This is a genomic window from Thermodesulfovibrio yellowstonii DSM 11347, assembly GCF_000020985.1.
Classification (GTDB): domain Bacteria; phylum Nitrospirota; class Thermodesulfovibrionia; order Thermodesulfovibrionales; family Thermodesulfovibrionaceae; genus Thermodesulfovibrio; species Thermodesulfovibrio yellowstonii.
This window is the reverse complement of sequence record NC_011296.1, coordinates 42,613-59,107: the sequence shown is the minus strand read 5'-3', so window position 1 is coordinate 59,107 and position 16,495 is coordinate 42,613. Positions and strand designations below refer to the sequence as shown.

Genomic DNA, 16,495 nt, shown 5'->3' with positions numbered 1-16,495 from the left:
AGCAATCCTCCCTTTTAAATTATGAATTTTAAAAAACTTGCAATTCCCTGAAAATCAAGAAACTGCAAGCCTATTTAACCTGCTCAAGCAGGCAAGAAATATTCTCCAATCCCTTTATTTTTTATATTTTCTAAATTAACATTAATCTGAACATGAAAGACTATTTTGGAAACATTTTGGAAACATTTTGGAAATATTGGCAAGAAAAAGTTCTACAAAACAGGTTTATTTGGCTCTTGGATGATGTTTAAGATACTCTTTACGAAGTCTATCCATTGAAACTTTTGTATATATTTGTGTTGTAGATATATCGCTGTGACCAAGCATTTTTTGCAAAGACCTCAAATCTGCTCCACCTTCAAGCAAATGAGTTGCAAAACTATGCCTTATCATGTGAGGTGTCACATTTACTCCGGCGATTCTACCAATTGCTTTTATGTTCTGCCAGAATCTTTGTCGGGTCATTGGTTGTCCACGATTGTTTAAAAAAACATACTCTGAAGCCTTTTTTTTAAGAAGGACAGGTCTTAACTTAACTAAATAATTCTTAATTTTATCTATAGAACGCTGAGCTATCGGAACAACTCTCTCTTTGTCTCCTTTGCCTTTAACCCTTATAAATCCTGCTTCAAAATTTATATCACTTAATTTTAATCTTACAAGCTCACTAACTCTTAATCCTGAAGCATACATTAATTCAAGCATGGCAATATCTCTTAAGTAATACTTGCTTTCAAGCATCACTGAAAGCAGCCTTTTTACCTCATCAATCTCAAGAGCCTTTGGAAGTCTGAGCCAGAGTTTTGGTGATTTGAGCCCTTCTGTTGGGTCATGGTTTATTATGCTGTCAAAAATCATAAATCTAAAAAACTGCTTTAGAGACGAAAGAATTCTTGCAATAGATGTTGAACTGTAGGCTTTCTCTTTTAGATTTAAAAGATACTGCACAATATCATCTTTTTTACAGTTCAAAACTAAAATATTTTGTTCAGTAAGCCATTTTAAAAAATTTTTTAAGTCATTTTCATAGGATTTAACTGTATTTATAGAAAGAGCTTTTTCAGTGAGAAGATAATTAAGAAACTTTTTGAGAATCTCTTTTTGTTCCATTACCTGTAAACTCTTCAATTCCTACCTGTGAACGCAACATTTCATAAAAAATCCTTCCGAGATGAAATAGATTCTCTGTATCTGCCCTGTTATAAGAAATTAAAAGTTCAAGACTGTCAGTGCTTCCATTTAAATAAGCTTTCCATAGTTTTATGGCATCATATCCATTAAGTCCTTTAAGTTCTTCTTGCCTTTCAATTAGAAACATAGTTTCAAGTTTTTTAAGTCCTCCCTGAATTCCAAGCCGTTTTCCCGCAAAAAAAAGGTCAAAATGCGGAATATGCTCAATTTGTAAATTGGGAAACTCTTTTTTAAGAAAAGGAATATCAAAAATAGTTCCATAAAAAGTAATTAGATATTTGTATTCATTAAGGGTTCGTTGTAAATTTTCCTCTGTCAGGTTTTCTCCTCTAATTAGAGATTTATACCCTCCTATTGAATATAAACCAACAACTGTCACATATCCACCCTTTTCATGGGTCAAACCATTTGTTTCTATATCAAGGCAGACTGCATTATTTATAAATTCCTGAAACAGCCGCCAGTGTTCTCTTTTTTTGAGGTTTTTTGAAAAAAAACTGCAATCTTTACAAGATAAAGCTTCAAAAGCTCTGTGTAAAAAATCATCATAAATTCGTTTTCTTTCAAAGTCTATATCTAAAACTTCTTTACAGTGAAAAAAGTCTTCCCATGTAAGAATTCCTTCTCTCCATAGTCTCTTTTCTCTTTTTTCTCCAATTCCATCAAGCAGTAAAAATGTATTTTTAATCATAGTTTTATTATATTAAGCTTTGGAAAATTTAGACAAGCATTAAAAAAATTTAACACTTGAATATTGATTTAAAATTTGAAATAATAGTTTATCCAAGATTGAAAAAAGGGGGTGATTTTGTGTATAAACTCAAGAAACTGATATTAAAAATTTTTTCTCCTATAACAATCATGCTTATTCCGCACGGAAGAACAAAAGTTTATGGAGTAAAAATTCCTTTTTTATTAATATTTTTATTTATCTGCTGCTGGCTTGCTTTTAATATTTACGTTTTTTCTATAGCTGTCAATACAATTGAGTATTATCAGATGAAACAAAATCTTTCATCTATAATGAATAAGTTTAATGAACTTAAGTCTACAATTATCGCTCTAAAACATGCTGAAGCAGAATTTAATAAAATCTTCTCATTGAGGTCAAAAAAGGAAATCCTTGAATCAATAAATTTTCATCCCTCTGGTGATATTGATATAGAAGAATTAAAAAAACATGCTGAAAAGGCTATAAACACAGTCAGCGAGATAAAAAATTTCTTATCAGAGCAACAGGACATATACAAATCAACTCCTCTTGGATGGCCCGTAAAAGGGGAAATTACCTCGCCATTTGGTAAAAGAGAGCATCCAAAATACGGCTATGAAGAATTTCATACTGGTATTGATGTCTCTGTGCCCCCAGGTACAGAGATTAAAGCAACAGCAGATGGCATCGTTGTTTTTTCAGGATATCAGGGTCGTAACGGAAATGTAGTAATGATTAAACATGGTTATGGATTCACCACAGTTTATGCTCACAACAAACAAAACCTTGTAAATGTAGGACAAAAAGTAAAACGAGGAGATATTATTGCCATTTCAGGAAACACGGGCTCTACAACAGGACCACATCTTCACTATGAAGTATGGAAAAATAATTCTCCTGTTAGTCCTTTGTCCTATCTAAAGGAGGATTTCTAATGTTTATAAAAAAACAACAAAAAATGGAAACAGTAATAGGCGCTGAGACTTTTATTAAGGGAGAGATTACTTCAAATAGCAGTATAAAGATTGACGGAACAGTTGAAGGAATAATAAAAGCTGATTGGATTTCAGTGGGAGATTCAGGAAAAATTACAGGAAACATTACATGTAGGGGTATTGTAGTTGGCGGAAATGTTAACGGAACTATAAATGCTTCCGAAATTATCACAATTACTCATAAAGGAAGTGTAACAGGAGAAATATTCACCGTAAAAATTTCCATTGAAGAAGGGGGAAAATTTGAAGGAAAATCCTGCATCCAGCTTTCTTCTCTTTTCCCTGATGAAAAATAGAACACTTTTTTAGGCTCAAAAAATCATCTTGCTTACTATATAAAAATTTCTTTCGGCTAAGAATTTCTTGACATTTCGTTATGTCTTATTATATATTTCCATACTATGAAAAAAAGAGGCAGAAAAGCTCTTAAAGATCCGCATCATTTCTGTGTAACTGGAGGAGGAAAACACGAAGGATATGAACTTAAAGGAAAAATCTGGATTGATGGAAATGAAGGAACCTTTCTTGGTTATGGAAGAATTGCTTTGCTTGAAAAAATCAAGCAGTATGGCTCAATTTCAAAAGCTGCTAAATCAATAAATATGTCTTATAGGCAAGCGTGGAGACTTATCAGTTCAATGAACAGGCAAGCTGGAAAGCCTTTTGTTGAAACGCAGATAGGAGGGAAAAATGGGGGAGGCACAAAACTTACAGAAGCGGGAGAAAAAGCAATAGAACAGTTCTGGAGGATTCATAAAAAATTTAAAAAATTTCTTTCAAAGGAGATTAAAAATTTTGAAATTTAGCTTTTTTATGTTCCATCGTTATGTTTAATTGAATATAAAGAGGCGCTAAATAAAATGTCTGTTAAAAGAAGAGGCTGTTCAATTATTAAGGGTTATCCTGAGGGCTTTGCCTGAGGAATCTTCTCCTCTGCATCCTGAACACCCTCAATGGGTGCGAGGAATCTCCACCTTTTTGTCACCCTGAGGTGAAGCCGAAGGGTCTCCTTTGAATGTTAAGAGATTCCTCAGCTGCTTACGCAGCCTCGGATTGACAGAAAAGAGGCTTAAAATGACAGTTGGAGGGTAAGATGAAACGATTTTTAATCACTATTTTGTTCTTACTAATTTTTGTCGGGCGTGCTTTTGCTGAACAGAATGTAATATTACTTGCTACCACCACTTCTGTTGAAAACTCTGGGCTATTAAGTTATATTCTTCCTGCCTTTGAGAAAAAAACAGGTATAAAGGTAAAAGTTATTGCAAGAGGAACAGGTGCAGCCATTGAGATGGGTAAAAGAGGAGATGCTGATTTAGTTTTTGTTCATGCAAAGGAGCTTGAGCTTGAAGCTGTAAAACAAGGATTTTTTATAAATCGTCATGATGTTTGTTACAATGATTTTATTGTTGTAGGACCCAAAAATGACCCAGCAGAGATAAAGGGATTTAAAAAAGCTTCAGAAGCATTTAAAAAGATAGCAATTACACACAGTTTTTTTGTTTCAAGGGCTGATAAATCAGGAACATATATGAAGGAGTTGAATCTCTGGAAGCTTGCAGGCATCAATCCAAAAGGGCAGAACTGGTATTTAGAAGCAGGACAGGGAATGGAAAAAACCTTAAGAATCGCAAATGAAAAAAGCGCCTATACACTCACAGATAGAGGAACATGGCTTGCTATGAAAGGCAGACTTGAACTTTCATTGCTTTTTGAAGGTGACCCTCTTCTTTTTAATCAGTATGGAGTTATGGCAGTTAATCCTCAGAGACATAAACATGTAAGATACAAAGAGGCGATACAACTTATAAACTGGCTAATATCAAAGGAAGGACAGAGTTTGATAGGCTCATTTAAAGATAAAAATGGAAATCAACTTTTTATTCCCAATGCGAAATAAAAGATGAACTTTATCTTAGAGTCATTTAACCAGGCAACAAACTTAATTTTAAACTTAGACAGGGAGTTGCTTCAGATAATTTTTCTTTCTCTTAAAGTTTCTGGGATAGCTCTTTTTACGGCAACTGTGATCGGATTGCCTCTTGGTGCTTTTGTTGGATTGAAAAGATTTGTTGGAAGAGGACTATTAATAACAACTCTTAACACTTTTATGGGACTTCCGCCAGTTGTTGTTGGGCTGTTTCTTTATCTAATGCTTTCTCGTAGCGGACCATTGGGCTTTTTAAGTCTTCTCTATACCCCTACCGCAATGATTATTGCTCAAACAATACTTGCCTTTCCCATTGTTGCAGGACTTACTCATTCAGCAGTCGTCAGGGTTGCTCCAATTATAAAGCTTGCCTCGCGCAGTCTTGGTGCAACCTCTTTTCAAACAACTCTTACAGTTATTAAAGAAGCAAGATATGGCATAATGTCAGCAGTAATAGCAGCACTTGGAAGAGTAATGGCAGAGGTAGGAGCAATTCTCATTGTAGGAGGAAACATAGCAGGATACACCCGTGTTATGACAACAACAATAGCTATGGAGACAGACAAAGGCAATTTTGAGCTTGCCATGGCACTGGGCATAGTTCTGTTATTGATTTCTTTGATGATAAACTTTTTTATGTTTTTAATTCAGAAAAGAGGAGTAAAAGAGGACTTTCAGTGGGATTAAGACTGGTTGTTTCAAATATTTATAAGCATCATAATGAAAAATCACTTTTTGAGGCTTGTTCATACTCCTTTGACCATAGCGGAATATATGTTTTAATGGGACCAAATGGCTCTGGCAAGTCAACCTTTTTAAGAATGTGTGCTCTTTTAGAGAGTCCTGATAGAGGAGAGATAAGCTATTTTGAAGGTAACAGAGCTCTACCAAAAGATATAAATCTTATGAGGAGAATAACACTTCTTTTCCCAGAGGTAGGGGTTTTTAATACAACAGTTTTTAAAAATGTTGCCTATGGACTAAAGATAAGAGGTTTTAAAAACAATAAAATAAAAGAAAAAGTTGAGGAAGTTCTTCAGTTTGTAGGACTTATTCACAAGAAAGAGCAGAATGCTTTAACTCTTTCTACTGGTGAGAAAAAAAGAATGGGAATTGCCCGTGCTCTGGTTTTAGAACCTGAAGTTCTATTTCTTGATGAACCAACAGCCTCTGTGGATTGGAAAAACACAGAAATAATAGAAAACATAATTATTCAACTTAAAAAAAGGCTAAATTCAATCATAATCATAGCAACTCACGATAAAGAATCAACAAAAAGAGTGGGTGATTTCTTGCTTTATATAAGGGAAGGCAAAATATATAAAGAACATCCTGACAAACAAATTCCGTAGATTTTCTACTTAAGCATAAAATCAGCTTAACATCATATTTGCTACGGCTTCAAGTTCATCCAAAACTTGTTTTAATCTCTCAGGATTTTCATCTTCTACCATTATTCTTATTTTAGGCTCTGTTCCTGAAGGTCTGATGATTATTCTACCTCGCATGTTTTTTTCAAGCGTGGATGCTTTTTGGGATAATTTTTTTATTACATTTTTGACTTCATCTTTTGGTAACTTTTCTGGAATTTTTATATTTTTTAGTGCTTGTGGATATCTTGGAATATTTTTTATTAATTCACTAAGATAGAATTGATTTTTTTTGATTATATATGCCATCTGTACAGCTGTAATTGGTCCATCTCCTGTATTTGTATAATCCATACATATTATGTGTCCTGATTGTTCTCCTCCAAGATTATAGCCTCCTTTGAGCATCTCCTCTACTACATACTTATCTCCTACTTTAGTTCTAATCATTTTAATACCTGCATTTTTAAGATAATTTTCTACTCCCATATTGGTCATTATTGTTGCAACAACTGTATTTTTCTTCAGCTTTCTTTCTTTTTTTAACTCCTCTGCCAAAATTGTTAGAATAAAATCACCATCTACAATATTTCCCTTTTCATCTACAAGAATTGTTCTGTCCGCATCTCCGTCATGAGCCACTCCAAAATGTGCCTGTGTTTCTTTTACTATTTTTATAAGAGATTCAGGATATAATGCTCCACATTCTTTATTAATGTTCACTCCATCAGGTTTATCATTGATGGTTATAACTTCAGCTCCCAGTTCATGAAATAATGTTGGTGTTATCTTGTAAGCAGCCCCATTTGCTGGGTCAATAGCTACTTTTAAACCTTCCAGATTTGAATCCTTTGGCAGTGTTGACTTTATGAATTCTATATACCTTCCCTGAGCATCTTCAATTCTGTATGCTTTCCCCAATTCTCTTGCAGAAGGTCTTATAGCAGGAAAATCCTTATCATTTATTAATTTTTCAATGTCATTCTCAAGCTCTTCTGTTAACTTGAAACCATCATTAGAGAATATCTTTATTCCATTATCACTAAAAGGATTGTGGGAAGCTGATATTACAATGCCTGCATCAACTCTCATACTTTTAACTAAAAAAGCAACAGCAGGTGTGGGGATTGGACCAACAAGATAGACATCTCCTCCCATTGAGGTTATTCCTGATGTTAAAGCAGACTCTATGACATATCCTGAAATTCTTGTATCCTTACCGATTAAAATTTTAGGCTTATGGGGAAGTCTTTTCTTAAGTAGAAAGCATAAAGCCATACCTGCTCTTAAACAAACTTCAGGTGTCATAGGATAATTGTTTATTGTGCCTCTTATGCCATCAGTACCGAAAATTCTCATTAGTGCCTCCTTAATTTGACAGTCACGTATACAGTATCTTTATCAGTTCTGAAAATTTTGCCTTCAGGATCTATTTTTGCCTGGATAGTAAGATTGTCTTTTATTCCCTCTATGTCAATAGGTTCTGTTTTAATTAAGCGAATCCTGTCAAGTTCTCTCTTTGCTCCTTCAATATTAATAGATGAAGGATTAATTTCTACAGAGCTTACAACAAATCCCTTTTGAGGTTTACCTGTAATAACAGCTTTAACTGGTACAGCTTTTTGTTCTTTCTTATCTAAATATAACTTCACAGTAGAAGGGTCTATTCTCAGTATTTCAACGCCCCGTGGGAGTTTTACAGAGGATTTTGTTAGAGGAATTGAGTTTTCTCCGAGCTTGACATTTGAAAGATCAACTATAACTCTAATATCATTTTGCGCTATTTCTCTCAGAATTCTTTCTCTTGCAGAGATAGAAACTGTTATCTTTTTTGCACTTTGTTTTAAAACTTCCATTTCAGAAGGAGTATTTTTAAATTCTAAAGGAACATCCAAAGATGTTTCTGTCTGTCCTTTAAAAGTAACAAAAAACCACAAAAAAACCGCTAACGCAATAGAAATAATTTTGATTGTAAGATTTTCTGTAAGAATATTTTTAAAAATTCTGTTCATTTTCTATCTCTTTCTGTTGTAAATAAATTTGTGAGCCTTTGTCTCAGTTTTTCCATATCAAGATTACTTTCAAGCTGTCCATGAACAGCAAGAGAAATAGCTCCTGTTTCTTCTGAAATTATCACTGCGACTGCATCTGTTTCTTCTGTTATTCCAAGTGCTGCTCTGTGTCTTGTTCCATATGTTTTACTTAAGTCTGCTCCTAATTTTATTGGCAAGAAACATCCTGCTGCAAGGACTTTATTCCCCTTGATTATCACTGCTCCATCATGAATAGGGCTTGTAGGATGAAAAATGCTCATTAGAAGCTCTTTTGTAACTTTTGCATCAAGAGGGACTCCAATTTCAATGTATTCCGCAAGGCTTACATCTCTCTCAAATACTATGAGAGCCCCAATCTTTTTATTTGCAAGTGATTGAGAGGCTTTCACTATCTCCTCTATGGTTTTCATCTCCTCTGCAGAACTAAATCTATGAAAAAGTGGAGTCTCTCCCATCTGAGCAAGAGCTTTTCTTATCTCGGGTTGAAAAAGAATTATGAGGACAATAACAATCTGTGTCCAAAAACTCTGAATAAGCCAGTCAAGAGTATATAACTCAAGAAATCTTGAAAGAAGAGAAAGAGCAAGTAAAACACCAACTCCGATGAGCATTCTTGCAGCACGTGTGCCCTTTACAAGGATGAAAATCTTGTATATGATGTAAGAAACTATAATAATGTCAATTAGATCTTGCCATCTAAGTTGACTTAAAAATCTCTCCATTCTACGATAAAGCCTCTTTGTTTATTTTAATCTTAATCTGGCTTCTGATAGAGTTTAAAAAGGCTTTTATATAAACACTATCAGAGATTTCACTTGCTCCTTTAGAAAAAGCTATAACCTGAATAGTTTTGCCTATTGTAATTTCTCTTTTTAAAGAAGCTTCATATTGAGCAGGATTTAATCTGTTCAGCTTTAAAATCTGAAAATATATATCCCTTTGAAAGATGCCATTTCGCATAAATCTTGGGTCATTAACAATAGCGTCCTGAACTTCTTTGTCTGTTGCTTCAATTTCATACTTCTTTGCAAGCCAGAGCAAAATTTCTTCATTAATTAAGTCTTCAAGCACCTTTTCTTTTAGTCCCTGTTCCATTTCTGCTGCTTTATCTTTAAATACTTCTCTGTAAAATCTTCTAATTTCCTCATAATTTCTCCAAAATCTTTCAGCAGAAATTTTCTGCCCATCAACATCAGCCACATATTCAACCTTTGGCTTATCTACTGTGCCTACACCCCAAAACACAAAGGTTATAATGACAAGAAAAAACAAAAAATAGAAATATTTTGCATTTTTTCTTAAAGTTTTTATCACAGATGCCTCCTAAGATTTTTTGTTGACACTATTTACTTTAAAAGAATTTTTAGCCATAAGGCAAGCTATGATATAATAAAAATGCTAAAACTTTATTATTAGAGGTGGTAATATGCCTATATATGAATATCTGTGTAAAAGTTGTGGAGAAAATTTTGAGGTTCTTGTATTTGGAGAAAAAAAGGTGGTATGCCCTAAATGCAATTCAGAACAAATAACAAAAAAACTTTCCTCCTTTTCAATGAAAGGAGTTCAAAAAGGTAATTCTATGTGTTCTTCCTGCAAGTCTTCTTCCTGTAGCACCTGCAAGTAATTTATGAAAAAATTATATATTTCTAAATCATGTTATAAATTCCATAAAAAATCAAAGAGGTAGCCTATGCCAAATGTTTTAAAAGTAAATATTGAAGAGGAGATGAAAACAAGCTACCTTGATTATGCAATGAGCGTAATCATAGGTAGAGCTCTTCCTGATGTTAGAGACGGACTGAAACCTGTTCAAAGAAGAATCCTCTATGCCATGTTTCGTGAAGGACTTCTTGCAGGGAAGAAATATTCAAAATGCGCTGGAGTAGTTGGTGAGGTATTAAAGAAATATCATCCCCATGGAGACCAGGCAGTATACGATGCATTGGTAAGACTTGCTCAAGATTTCAATATGCGTTATCCTCTCATAGACGGACAAGGTAATTTTGGTTCTATTGATGGTGATCCACCTGCTGCATATCGTTATACTGAAGCAAGACTTACAAAAATTGCTGAAGAATTACTACAGGATATAGATAAAGAAACAGTTCCCTTTGCCCCTAACTTTGATGCTACAACACAAGAACCTCTTGTGCTTCCTGCTCGGATTCCAAATCTTCTTATCAATGGCTCTTCAGGAATTGCAGTAGGAATGGCAACAAATATACCACCACACAATCTTAACGAAATTGTGGATGCATTAATTAAACTTCTTGAAAACCCTCAGATTTCAATGGAGGAACTATTAGAATTTGTAAAAGGACCAGATTTCCCAACGGGTGGCACAATTTATGGCATAGAGGGAATCAGAGATCTTTATTTAACAGGCAGAGGACTTATAAGAATAAGAGCAAAAGTTAAAATTGAAAGAGAAACAAAAGGTAAAAAGAGCAAGGAAGTTCCACTATTTGAAATAGAGCCCGAAGGCAAAGCATTTAAAGAAAAAATTATAATCACAGAAATTCCATATCAAGTTAATAAAGCTAAACTTATTGAAAAGATTGCAGAGCTTGTAAGAGAAAAGAAAATTGAAGGAATAACAGAAATAAGAGATGAATCAAACAGAGAAGGAATAAGAGTTGTTCTTGAACTTAAAAAAGGAGAGATGCCAGAGGTAGTGCTCAATAATTTATATAAGCATACTCAAATGGAAACTACGTTTGGAGGAATACTGCTTGCAATTGTTGATGGTCAGCCAAGAATACTGAATCTAAAAGAAGCCTTATGGGAATTTCTCAAACATAGAAAAGATGTTGTAATAAAAAGAACAGCTTTTGATTTAAAAAAAGCAGAACATCAAGCACATATATTGCTTGGATTAAAAATAGCTGTTGAAAATCTTGATGAAGTAATCTCCATTATTAGAAAATCTCAAAATCCTGAAGAAGCTAAAATGAAACTCATGAACAGATTTCCTTTAACAGAAATCCAGGCACAGGCAATACTTGATATGAGACTCCAAAGACTTACAGGATTGGAAAGAGAAAAAATTATCCAAGACTATGAGACAATACTTAAAGAGATTGAACGACTAAAAGCAATCCTTGAGAGTGAAGAACTGGTAAGAAATATTATTAAAGATGAGCTTATTGAAATAAAACAAAAGTATGGAGATGAAAGAAAAACTGAAATAGTAACTGAAACAAAAGAGATAAACATTGAAGACCTTATTACACAGGAAGATATGGTCATAACTCTTACACATCTTGGCTACATAAAAAGGACTTCTCTTTCTGATTACAGAAGTCAAAAAAGGGGAGGAAAAGGATTAACTCCTATGGAAACTGTTACAGATGACTATCTTGAATCAGTTTTGATAGGCTCAACTCATGATCACATAATGTTTTTCAGCAACTTTGGAAGGGTGTATTGTCTTAAAGTTTATCAAATTCCTGAAGCTGGCAGAGTTTCTAAGGGTAAAGCTATTGTAAATCTTCTACCTCTTCAGGAAGGAGAAAAAATAACCACTGCATTAGTTTGCAAGGACATAGAAGAAGGCTATCTTATGATGTTCACAAAAAAAGGATTTGTCAAAAAAACATCTCTTGAAGAATTCAAAAATATCAGACAAAAAGGCGTAATTGCTATAGACCTTGAGGAAGGTGATGAACTGATATCAGTAAGAAAAACAACGGGCAACAACCAGTTAATAATTGCCACAAAAATGGGTATGGCAGTAAGATTCAGTGAAATAGATGTAAGACCAATGGGTAGAACAGCTCGGGGCGTAATCGGAATCAGATTTTCAGAACCTGAGGATGAAGTAGTATCTGCAGATGTGGTCTCTGAAGGCTCCTTTGTTCTTACAATCACTGAAAAAGGAATTGGTAAAAAAACACCAATTGAAGAATATCGTTTACAACATAGGGGAGGCACAGGTGTAAAAAACATTAAGCTTTCTCTAAAAACAGGCAATGTAGTGTCATCCCTTCAGGTTAAAGAAGATGATGAAATTATAATCTGTAGTAGCAGTAAAATGATAAGGCTTAAGGTTTCTCAAATCCGTCCACAGGGAAGAGCTACAACAGGTGTTAGATTAATAGACCTTTCTGCTGATGATACTGTTGTAAGTATGGGCAGAATATTAGAAGGAGAAGACGATGTCAATCTATAATCTTGAATATTTCTTTAATCCAAGAAGAATTGCTGTAATCGGTGCTGATAATACCCCTGGAACAATCGGATATACTGTTTTCAGAAATCTTATTGGTGAGGAATATAAAGGAATTGTTTATCCTGTAAATCCAAAATCCGACTCTGTTCAGGGAGTTGAAGCATATAAAAGACTAAACGATATTTCAAAAGAAATAGACCTCGTTGTCTTAGCAGAAGAATGTGGAGGAAATGTTCTGGATATTCTTGAAGAATGCGGGCAAAAAGGTGCTAAAGGAGTTATTCTGCTCTGCCCTGACTTCAGAACAAAAGTTAAAGAAGCAATGCATCTTGAAGAAAAAATAGAGGAAATTCATAGAAAATATGGCTTCAGACTTTTAGGTCCTAACAGTCTTGGCTTTATAAGACCAGGAATAAATCTGAATGTAAGTCTTTTCAGAAGAAAACTTAATAAAGGAAATATTGCTTTAATAGCACAAAGTGCGACTCTTTCAGTTGCTCTTTTAGACAGAGCAGCTGATAAAAACATTGGTTTCAGCTATTTTGTTTCTCTCGGTTCTGACATAGATATAGACTTTGCTGACCTTATAGATTTTTTTGGCGTTGACCCTTCCACAAGAGCAATAGTCATATATATGCAATCTATAAAAAATGGCAGAAAATTTATGACTTCTGCACGTTCTTTTGCTTTTTCAAAACCCATTGTCATAGTAAAATCCGGTAAATTTGTTGAGTCTCTGGAAGTTGCTTTAACACATTCAGGGCTTCTTGCCGGAGAAGACAAAGTTTATGATACCGCTTTTAAAAGAGCAGGCGCTGTAAGGGTAGATGAAACTCTTGATATGTTTTATATAACTGAAACTCTTTCAAAACAGAGGAGACCAAGAGGAAAAAGACTTGCAATCATTACAAATGCGGGCGCTCCAGCTGTTAGTGCGGTAGATAGCCTGATTAAACTTGAAGGAGAGCTTGCTGAATTTTCACAGGAAACAGTAAAAGAACTTGAAGGAATTGTTCCTGCTCGTATAATTAGAAATCCTCTTGACTTAGTCTCAGATGCAAAGCCTGAGGATTATGAAAATGCTTTAAAAATAATCATTAAAGATAAAAATGTAGATGGAGCTCTGATAATGTTTACTCCTTCATTGGGAACGCAGCCTGTAGAAACAGCTCAAAGAGTTATAAAAATAGTAAAAGAAAATCCTTATAAACCTGTGCTTACTAACTGGATGGGAGCTGCGCTGGTTAACGAAGCAAGGGAATTACTTAATTCACATGGAATTCCTACATTTGTAACACCTGAACAGGCAGTAAGAACATTCATGTATATGTATCGTTATGATTTCAACCTTAAACTTCTTCTTGAAACACCTCAAACCATTCTTAAAGATGTAACTTTTAATGCAGAAAGAGCAGCAGAAATTATTGAAAGAGCAATTTCTGAAGGTAGGTCCATTCCTACATTCTTTGAAGCTTCAGAAATTCTTTCTGCATACGGAATTCCTGTAATTCTTACAAAAAGAGCAAATACCTTAGAAGAACTTAAAAGTGCAATTACTGAAATAGGCTATCCAATTGTTTTAAAGATAGACACACCAAAAATAATACATAAATTTAAAAAAGGTGGTGTGATTCTTGACATAAGAGATGAATTAGAAGCTATTGAAGGATTTAAATGGCTTAAAAAACTTGCTAATGAACACGGGGATGCTGAGGCTTCAGTTATTGTTCAGCCAATGGTTATAACATATGGATATGAGATTGCTCTTGGAGCAAAGAAAGATCCTACTTTTGGAGCAGTTATTCTTTTTGGCACAGGAGGTAATCTTCTTGAAGCACTGGAAGACTATTCAGTTGGACTTCCTCCTTTAAATCAGACACTCGCAAAAAGACTGATGGAAGAAACAAAAATTTATAGATATCTTAAAAAATACCCCTACTATGAAGATGTCCTGCTTAAGCTTGAAGAAACTGTTGTAAAATTTTCTTATCTCATATCTGATTTCCCACAAATTAAAGAATTTGATATTAATCCTATATTTATCACAGACTCTGAGATATTTGCTCTTGACTGTAGTATAATTTTAGACAAAACCGCACCAAAGAAAAAAACAGTGGTGAAAGGAGAGTTTTGTCCACCTCATTTGAGCATATGTCCTTATCCTGTTCATCTTTATAAAGAGGTTGAACTGAAAGATGGCTTAAAAGCAATCGTAAGGCCCATAAAAGCTGAAGATGAAACTTTGATTGCAAATCTTCTTGGAAGATGTTCTGAAAGAACCATAAGCTTGAGATTTTTCCAGAGAGCAATTGACCTAAGACATGAAAATCTTGTTAAATTCTGCCAGGTTGACTATGATAGAAACTTAGCCTTTGTTTGTGTTGTAAAAGATATTGATGGAGAAAAAATAATTGGGGACGTTAGACTCTCTCGTGACCCTGATGGAATAGATGCAGATATGGCTATACTTGTTGAAGATGAGTGGCAGGGAAAAGGCGTTGGAAAGGCATTATGCACTTATGCTATTGAAGTAGCAAAAGATTTAGGAGTAAAAAGAATCTGGATGGATATATTAAGAATTAATACTTATATGTTAGGACTCGCTGAACGATTGGGATTTGTAAGACATCATGTGGAGGATGATAGTGTTAAGGTCTTGCTAAATCTTGAAAACAATTCATGAGTGAAAGACTGCTAATAGCAGATGGTAACAGCACTCTAAGAGAAAGTCTGAGTAATTATCTACAAAAAGAGGGTTTTATTGTTGATTGTGCATCAAATTTTCAGCAGGCATTAAATATTTATGCATCCTATATTCATGATCTTGCAATTATTGAAATAGAACTACCAGATGGTGACGGTATAGAGTTAGCAAGCAAAATTAAGATTTTAAATCCCAATGCAAAAATTATTCTTACCACATCCTATCCATCAATAAGCACTGCTCTTAAAGCAATTAAAATAAAAGTAGAAGATTATCTTATAAAACCTTTTGTTTATGATGAAATAAAACTCTCTCTTAAAAAACTCATTAAACCATCAATAGTTGAAGAGCCAAAGGAGAAAATACCAACCTTTAAAGAAAAAGAAGAACTCTGTGCAATAATAGGTGAATCAGTAGAGATTAAACTTCTTTTTGAAAAAATCAGAAAAATTGCTAATACTCCAACAAATGTTCTGCTTCTTGGTGAGACAGGCACTGGTAAAGAACTTTTTGCACGAGCAATACATGAGGCAAGTTATAGAAGAAAAAAACCTTTTGTGGCAATCAATTGCGCAAGTCTTCCTGAAAATCTTCTTGAAAGTGAACTTTTTGGTTTTATAAAAGGAGCTTTTACAGGAGCTGCTTCTGACAAAAAGGGGCTTCTGGAGATAGCTGATGGAGGTACGGTTTTCCTTGACGAAATTGGAGATCTACCATTAAGTCTTCAGGCAAAACTTCTCAGAGTTTTAGAGGATAGAGAAATTCGTCCACTTGGTAGCGTCATAAGTAAAAAAGTTGATCTCCGATTTATCTCTGCAACTAATAAAGATTTAATTGAAGAGGTAAAAGAAGGAAAATTCAGAGAAGACCTCTTTTTTAGATTGAATGTTATTACTTTAAGCATTCCTCCTCTAAGAGAAAGAGGTAGAGATATTGAGATTCTTGCTCATCATTTTATGCGGAAATTTGCAATAAAAATGGGCAAAAATTTGAAAAAAATAGACTCTCAGGCTCTGAAACTTCTTTACAAACATCCATGGCCAGGGAACATAAGAGAGTTACAAAATGTTATTGAACAGGCGGTTGTTTTCTGCGAAACAGATACAATAATGCCAGAGGACCTTCCAGAATATATACAGCATCCTGAAAAATTTTTTGATAGAGCAAAGGAAATCCCCGTGCTTTCTATTGAAGAATACACCAAGGAATTTATTCTTAAATATCAATCTATTTATACAGAGCAAGAACTTGCTGATATGCTTGGTATTACAAGAAAGGCTTTATGGGAAAAGAGAAAAAAGTGGGGAATTCCAAGGTCTGCTTAATTCTATTATAAGAATTTTTTATATTTAGTTCAGTTTATTT

Annotated in this window: 16 protein-coding genes; 10 read left to right on the top strand and 6 right to left on the bottom strand. The window is 34.2% G+C overall.

Annotated features, from left to right (window positions below):
* Positions 1-225: 225 nt before the first annotated feature.
* Together xerD and THEYE_RS00265 are read right to left on the bottom strand one after the other, a co-directional pair.
* A complete protein-coding gene (gene xerD / locus THEYE_RS00270; protein WP_012546237.1) occupies positions 226-1,110 on the bottom strand; it encodes a site-specific tyrosine recombinase XerD in 885 nt (294 codons plus the stop codon).
* The gene (locus THEYE_RS00265) at positions 1,076-1,882 is read right to left on the bottom strand and encodes a ribonuclease H-like domain-containing protein (RefSeq protein ID WP_012545335.1); all 807 of its coding nucleotides are present in this window, start codon (positions 1,880-1,882) and stop codon (positions 1,076-1,078) included. Before THEYE_RS00265 ends, xerD begins: the two co-directional genes overlap by 35 nt.
* Before the next feature lie 119 nt (positions 1,883-2,001).
* On the opposite strand from THEYE_RS00265, the gene THEYE_RS00260 reads away from it, so the two are divergent.
* From THEYE_RS00260 to THEYE_RS00235, 6 genes are all read left to right on the top strand, one after another.
* Positions 2,002-2,838, top strand: coding sequence for a M23 family metallopeptidase (locus THEYE_RS00260; RefSeq protein ID WP_012545938.1), 837 nt, complete (start codon positions 2,002-2,004; stop codon positions 2,836-2,838).
* Positions 2,838-3,194 carry a bactofilin family protein gene (locus tag THEYE_RS00255; protein ID WP_012544962.1) on the top strand — a complete coding sequence of 119 codons (357 nt, stop codon included), beginning with the start codon at positions 2,838-2,840 and terminating at the stop codon, positions 3,192-3,194. The genes THEYE_RS00260 and THEYE_RS00255 overlap by 1 nt, the downstream gene beginning before the upstream one ends.
* 105 nt (positions 3,195-3,299) lie before the next feature.
* A complete protein-coding gene (locus THEYE_RS00250; RefSeq protein WP_012546328.1) occupies positions 3,300-3,704 on the top strand; it encodes a winged helix-turn-helix domain-containing protein in 405 nt (134 codons plus the stop codon).
* A 287-nt stretch (positions 3,705-3,991) separates the two neighbouring features.
* Positions 3,992-4,798 carry an ABC transporter substrate-binding protein gene (locus THEYE_RS00245; RefSeq protein ID WP_012545230.1) on the top strand — a complete coding sequence of 269 codons (807 nt, stop codon included), beginning with the start codon at positions 3,992-3,994 and terminating at the stop codon, positions 4,796-4,798.
* Between the two features lie 3 nt (positions 4,799-4,801).
* On the top strand, positions 4,802-5,515 hold the full coding sequence (locus tag THEYE_RS00240) for an ABC transporter permease (RefSeq protein ID WP_012546597.1): 714 nt from the start codon (positions 4,802-4,804) through the stop codon (positions 5,513-5,515).
* The gene (locus tag THEYE_RS00235; RefSeq protein ID WP_012545462.1) at positions 5,506-6,180 is read left to right on the top strand and encodes an ATP-binding cassette domain-containing protein; all 675 of its coding nucleotides are present in this window, start codon (positions 5,506-5,508) and stop codon (positions 6,178-6,180) included. Before THEYE_RS00240 ends, THEYE_RS00235 begins: the two co-directional genes overlap by 10 nt.
* Positions 6,181-6,201: 21 nt before the next feature.
* Here THEYE_RS00235 and glmM read toward each other — a convergent pair whose 3' ends face one another.
* From glmM to THEYE_RS00215, 4 genes are read right to left on the bottom strand one after another with little or no spacing between them, the layout of a single operon-like run.
* Positions 6,202-7,557, bottom strand: coding sequence for a phosphoglucosamine mutase (gene glmM / locus THEYE_RS00230; RefSeq protein ID WP_012546798.1), 1,356 nt, complete (start codon positions 7,555-7,557; stop codon positions 6,202-6,204).
* Complete coding sequence (locus tag THEYE_RS00225; protein WP_012545937.1) at positions 7,557-8,210, bottom strand: CdaR family protein; 654 nt, start codon at positions 8,208-8,210, stop codon at positions 7,557-7,559. Before THEYE_RS00225 ends, glmM begins: the two co-directional genes overlap by 1 nt.
* Complete coding sequence (gene cdaA / locus THEYE_RS00220; protein ID WP_012545037.1) at positions 8,207-8,974, bottom strand: diadenylate cyclase CdaA; 768 nt, start codon at positions 8,972-8,974, stop codon at positions 8,207-8,209. Before cdaA ends, THEYE_RS00225 begins: the two co-directional genes overlap by 4 nt.
* Before the next feature lies 1 nt (position 8,975).
* Positions 8,976-9,566, bottom strand: coding sequence for a SurA N-terminal domain-containing protein (locus THEYE_RS00215; RefSeq protein ID WP_012546615.1), 591 nt, complete (start codon positions 9,564-9,566; stop codon positions 8,976-8,978).
* A 112-nt stretch (positions 9,567-9,678) separates the two neighbouring features.
* Between THEYE_RS00215 and THEYE_RS10640 the strand changes: the two genes are divergently transcribed.
* The 4 genes from THEYE_RS10640 (at position 9,679) to THEYE_RS00195 (ending at position 16,455) form a co-directional block, all read left to right on the top strand.
* The gene (locus THEYE_RS10640; protein WP_012545791.1) at positions 9,679-9,879 is read left to right on the top strand and encodes an FmdB family zinc ribbon protein; all 201 of its coding nucleotides are present in this window, start codon (positions 9,679-9,681) and stop codon (positions 9,877-9,879) included.
* 66 nt (positions 9,880-9,945) lie between these two features.
* On the top strand, positions 9,946-12,426 hold the full coding sequence (gyrA, locus tag THEYE_RS00205) for a DNA gyrase subunit A (RefSeq protein ID WP_012545423.1): 2,481 nt from the start codon (positions 9,946-9,948) through the stop codon (positions 12,424-12,426).
* Positions 12,413-15,109, top strand: a complete 2,697-nt coding sequence (locus THEYE_RS00200) for a bifunctional acetate--CoA ligase family protein/GNAT family N-acetyltransferase (protein WP_012546831.1) — start codon at positions 12,413-12,415, stop codon at positions 15,107-15,109. The genes gyrA and THEYE_RS00200 overlap by 14 nt, the downstream gene beginning before the upstream one ends.
* Positions 15,106-16,455 (top strand): sigma-54-dependent transcriptional regulator, encoded by a 1,350-nt coding sequence (locus THEYE_RS00195; protein ID WP_012545848.1) that lies wholly within the window; start codon positions 15,106-15,108, stop codon positions 16,453-16,455. The genes THEYE_RS00200 and THEYE_RS00195 overlap by 4 nt, the downstream gene beginning before the upstream one ends.
* Positions 16,456-16,495: the final 40 nt, after the last annotated feature.

Excerpts from the sequence above, each read along its gene's own strand:
- xerD (WP_012546237.1), bottom strand. The coding sequence starts at position 1,110 with ATGGAACAAAAAGAGATTCTCAAAAAGTTTCTTAATTATCTTCTCACT.
- THEYE_RS00265 (WP_012545335.1), bottom strand. The coding sequence starts at position 1,882 with ATGATTAAAAATACATTTTTACTGCTTGATGGAATTGGAGAAAAAAGA.
- THEYE_RS00255 (WP_012544962.1), top strand. The coding sequence starts at position 2,838 with ATGTTTATAAAAAAACAACAAAAAATGGAAACAGTAATAGGCGCTGAG.
- THEYE_RS00250 (WP_012546328.1), top strand. The coding sequence starts at position 3,300 with ATGAAAAAAAGAGGCAGAAAAGCTCTTAAAGATCCGCATCATTTCTGT.
- THEYE_RS00245 (WP_012545230.1), top strand. The coding sequence starts at position 3,992 with ATGAAACGATTTTTAATCACTATTTTGTTCTTACTAATTTTTGTCGGG.
- THEYE_RS00240 (WP_012546597.1), top strand. The coding sequence starts at position 4,802 with ATGAACTTTATCTTAGAGTCATTTAACCAGGCAACAAACTTAATTTTA.
- glmM (WP_012546798.1), bottom strand. The coding sequence starts at position 7,557 with ATGAGAATTTTCGGTACTGATGGCATAAGAGGCACAATAAACAATTAT.
- THEYE_RS00225 (WP_012545937.1), bottom strand. The coding sequence starts at position 8,210 with ATGAACAGAATTTTTAAAAATATTCTTACAGAAAATCTTACAATCAAA.
- cdaA (WP_012545037.1), bottom strand. The coding sequence starts at position 8,974 with ATGGAGAGATTTTTAAGTCAACTTAGATGGCAAGATCTAATTGACATT.
- THEYE_RS10640 (WP_012545791.1), top strand. The coding sequence starts at position 9,679 with ATGCCTATATATGAATATCTGTGTAAAAGTTGTGGAGAAAATTTTGAG.
- gyrA (WP_012545423.1), top strand. The coding sequence starts at position 9,946 with ATGCCAAATGTTTTAAAAGTAAATATTGAAGAGGAGATGAAAACAAGC.
- THEYE_RS00200 (WP_012546831.1), top strand. The coding sequence starts at position 12,413 with ATGTCAATCTATAATCTTGAATATTTCTTTAATCCAAGAAGAATTGCT.
- THEYE_RS00195 (WP_012545848.1), top strand. The coding sequence starts at position 15,106 with ATGAGTGAAAGACTGCTAATAGCAGATGGTAACAGCACTCTAAGAGAA.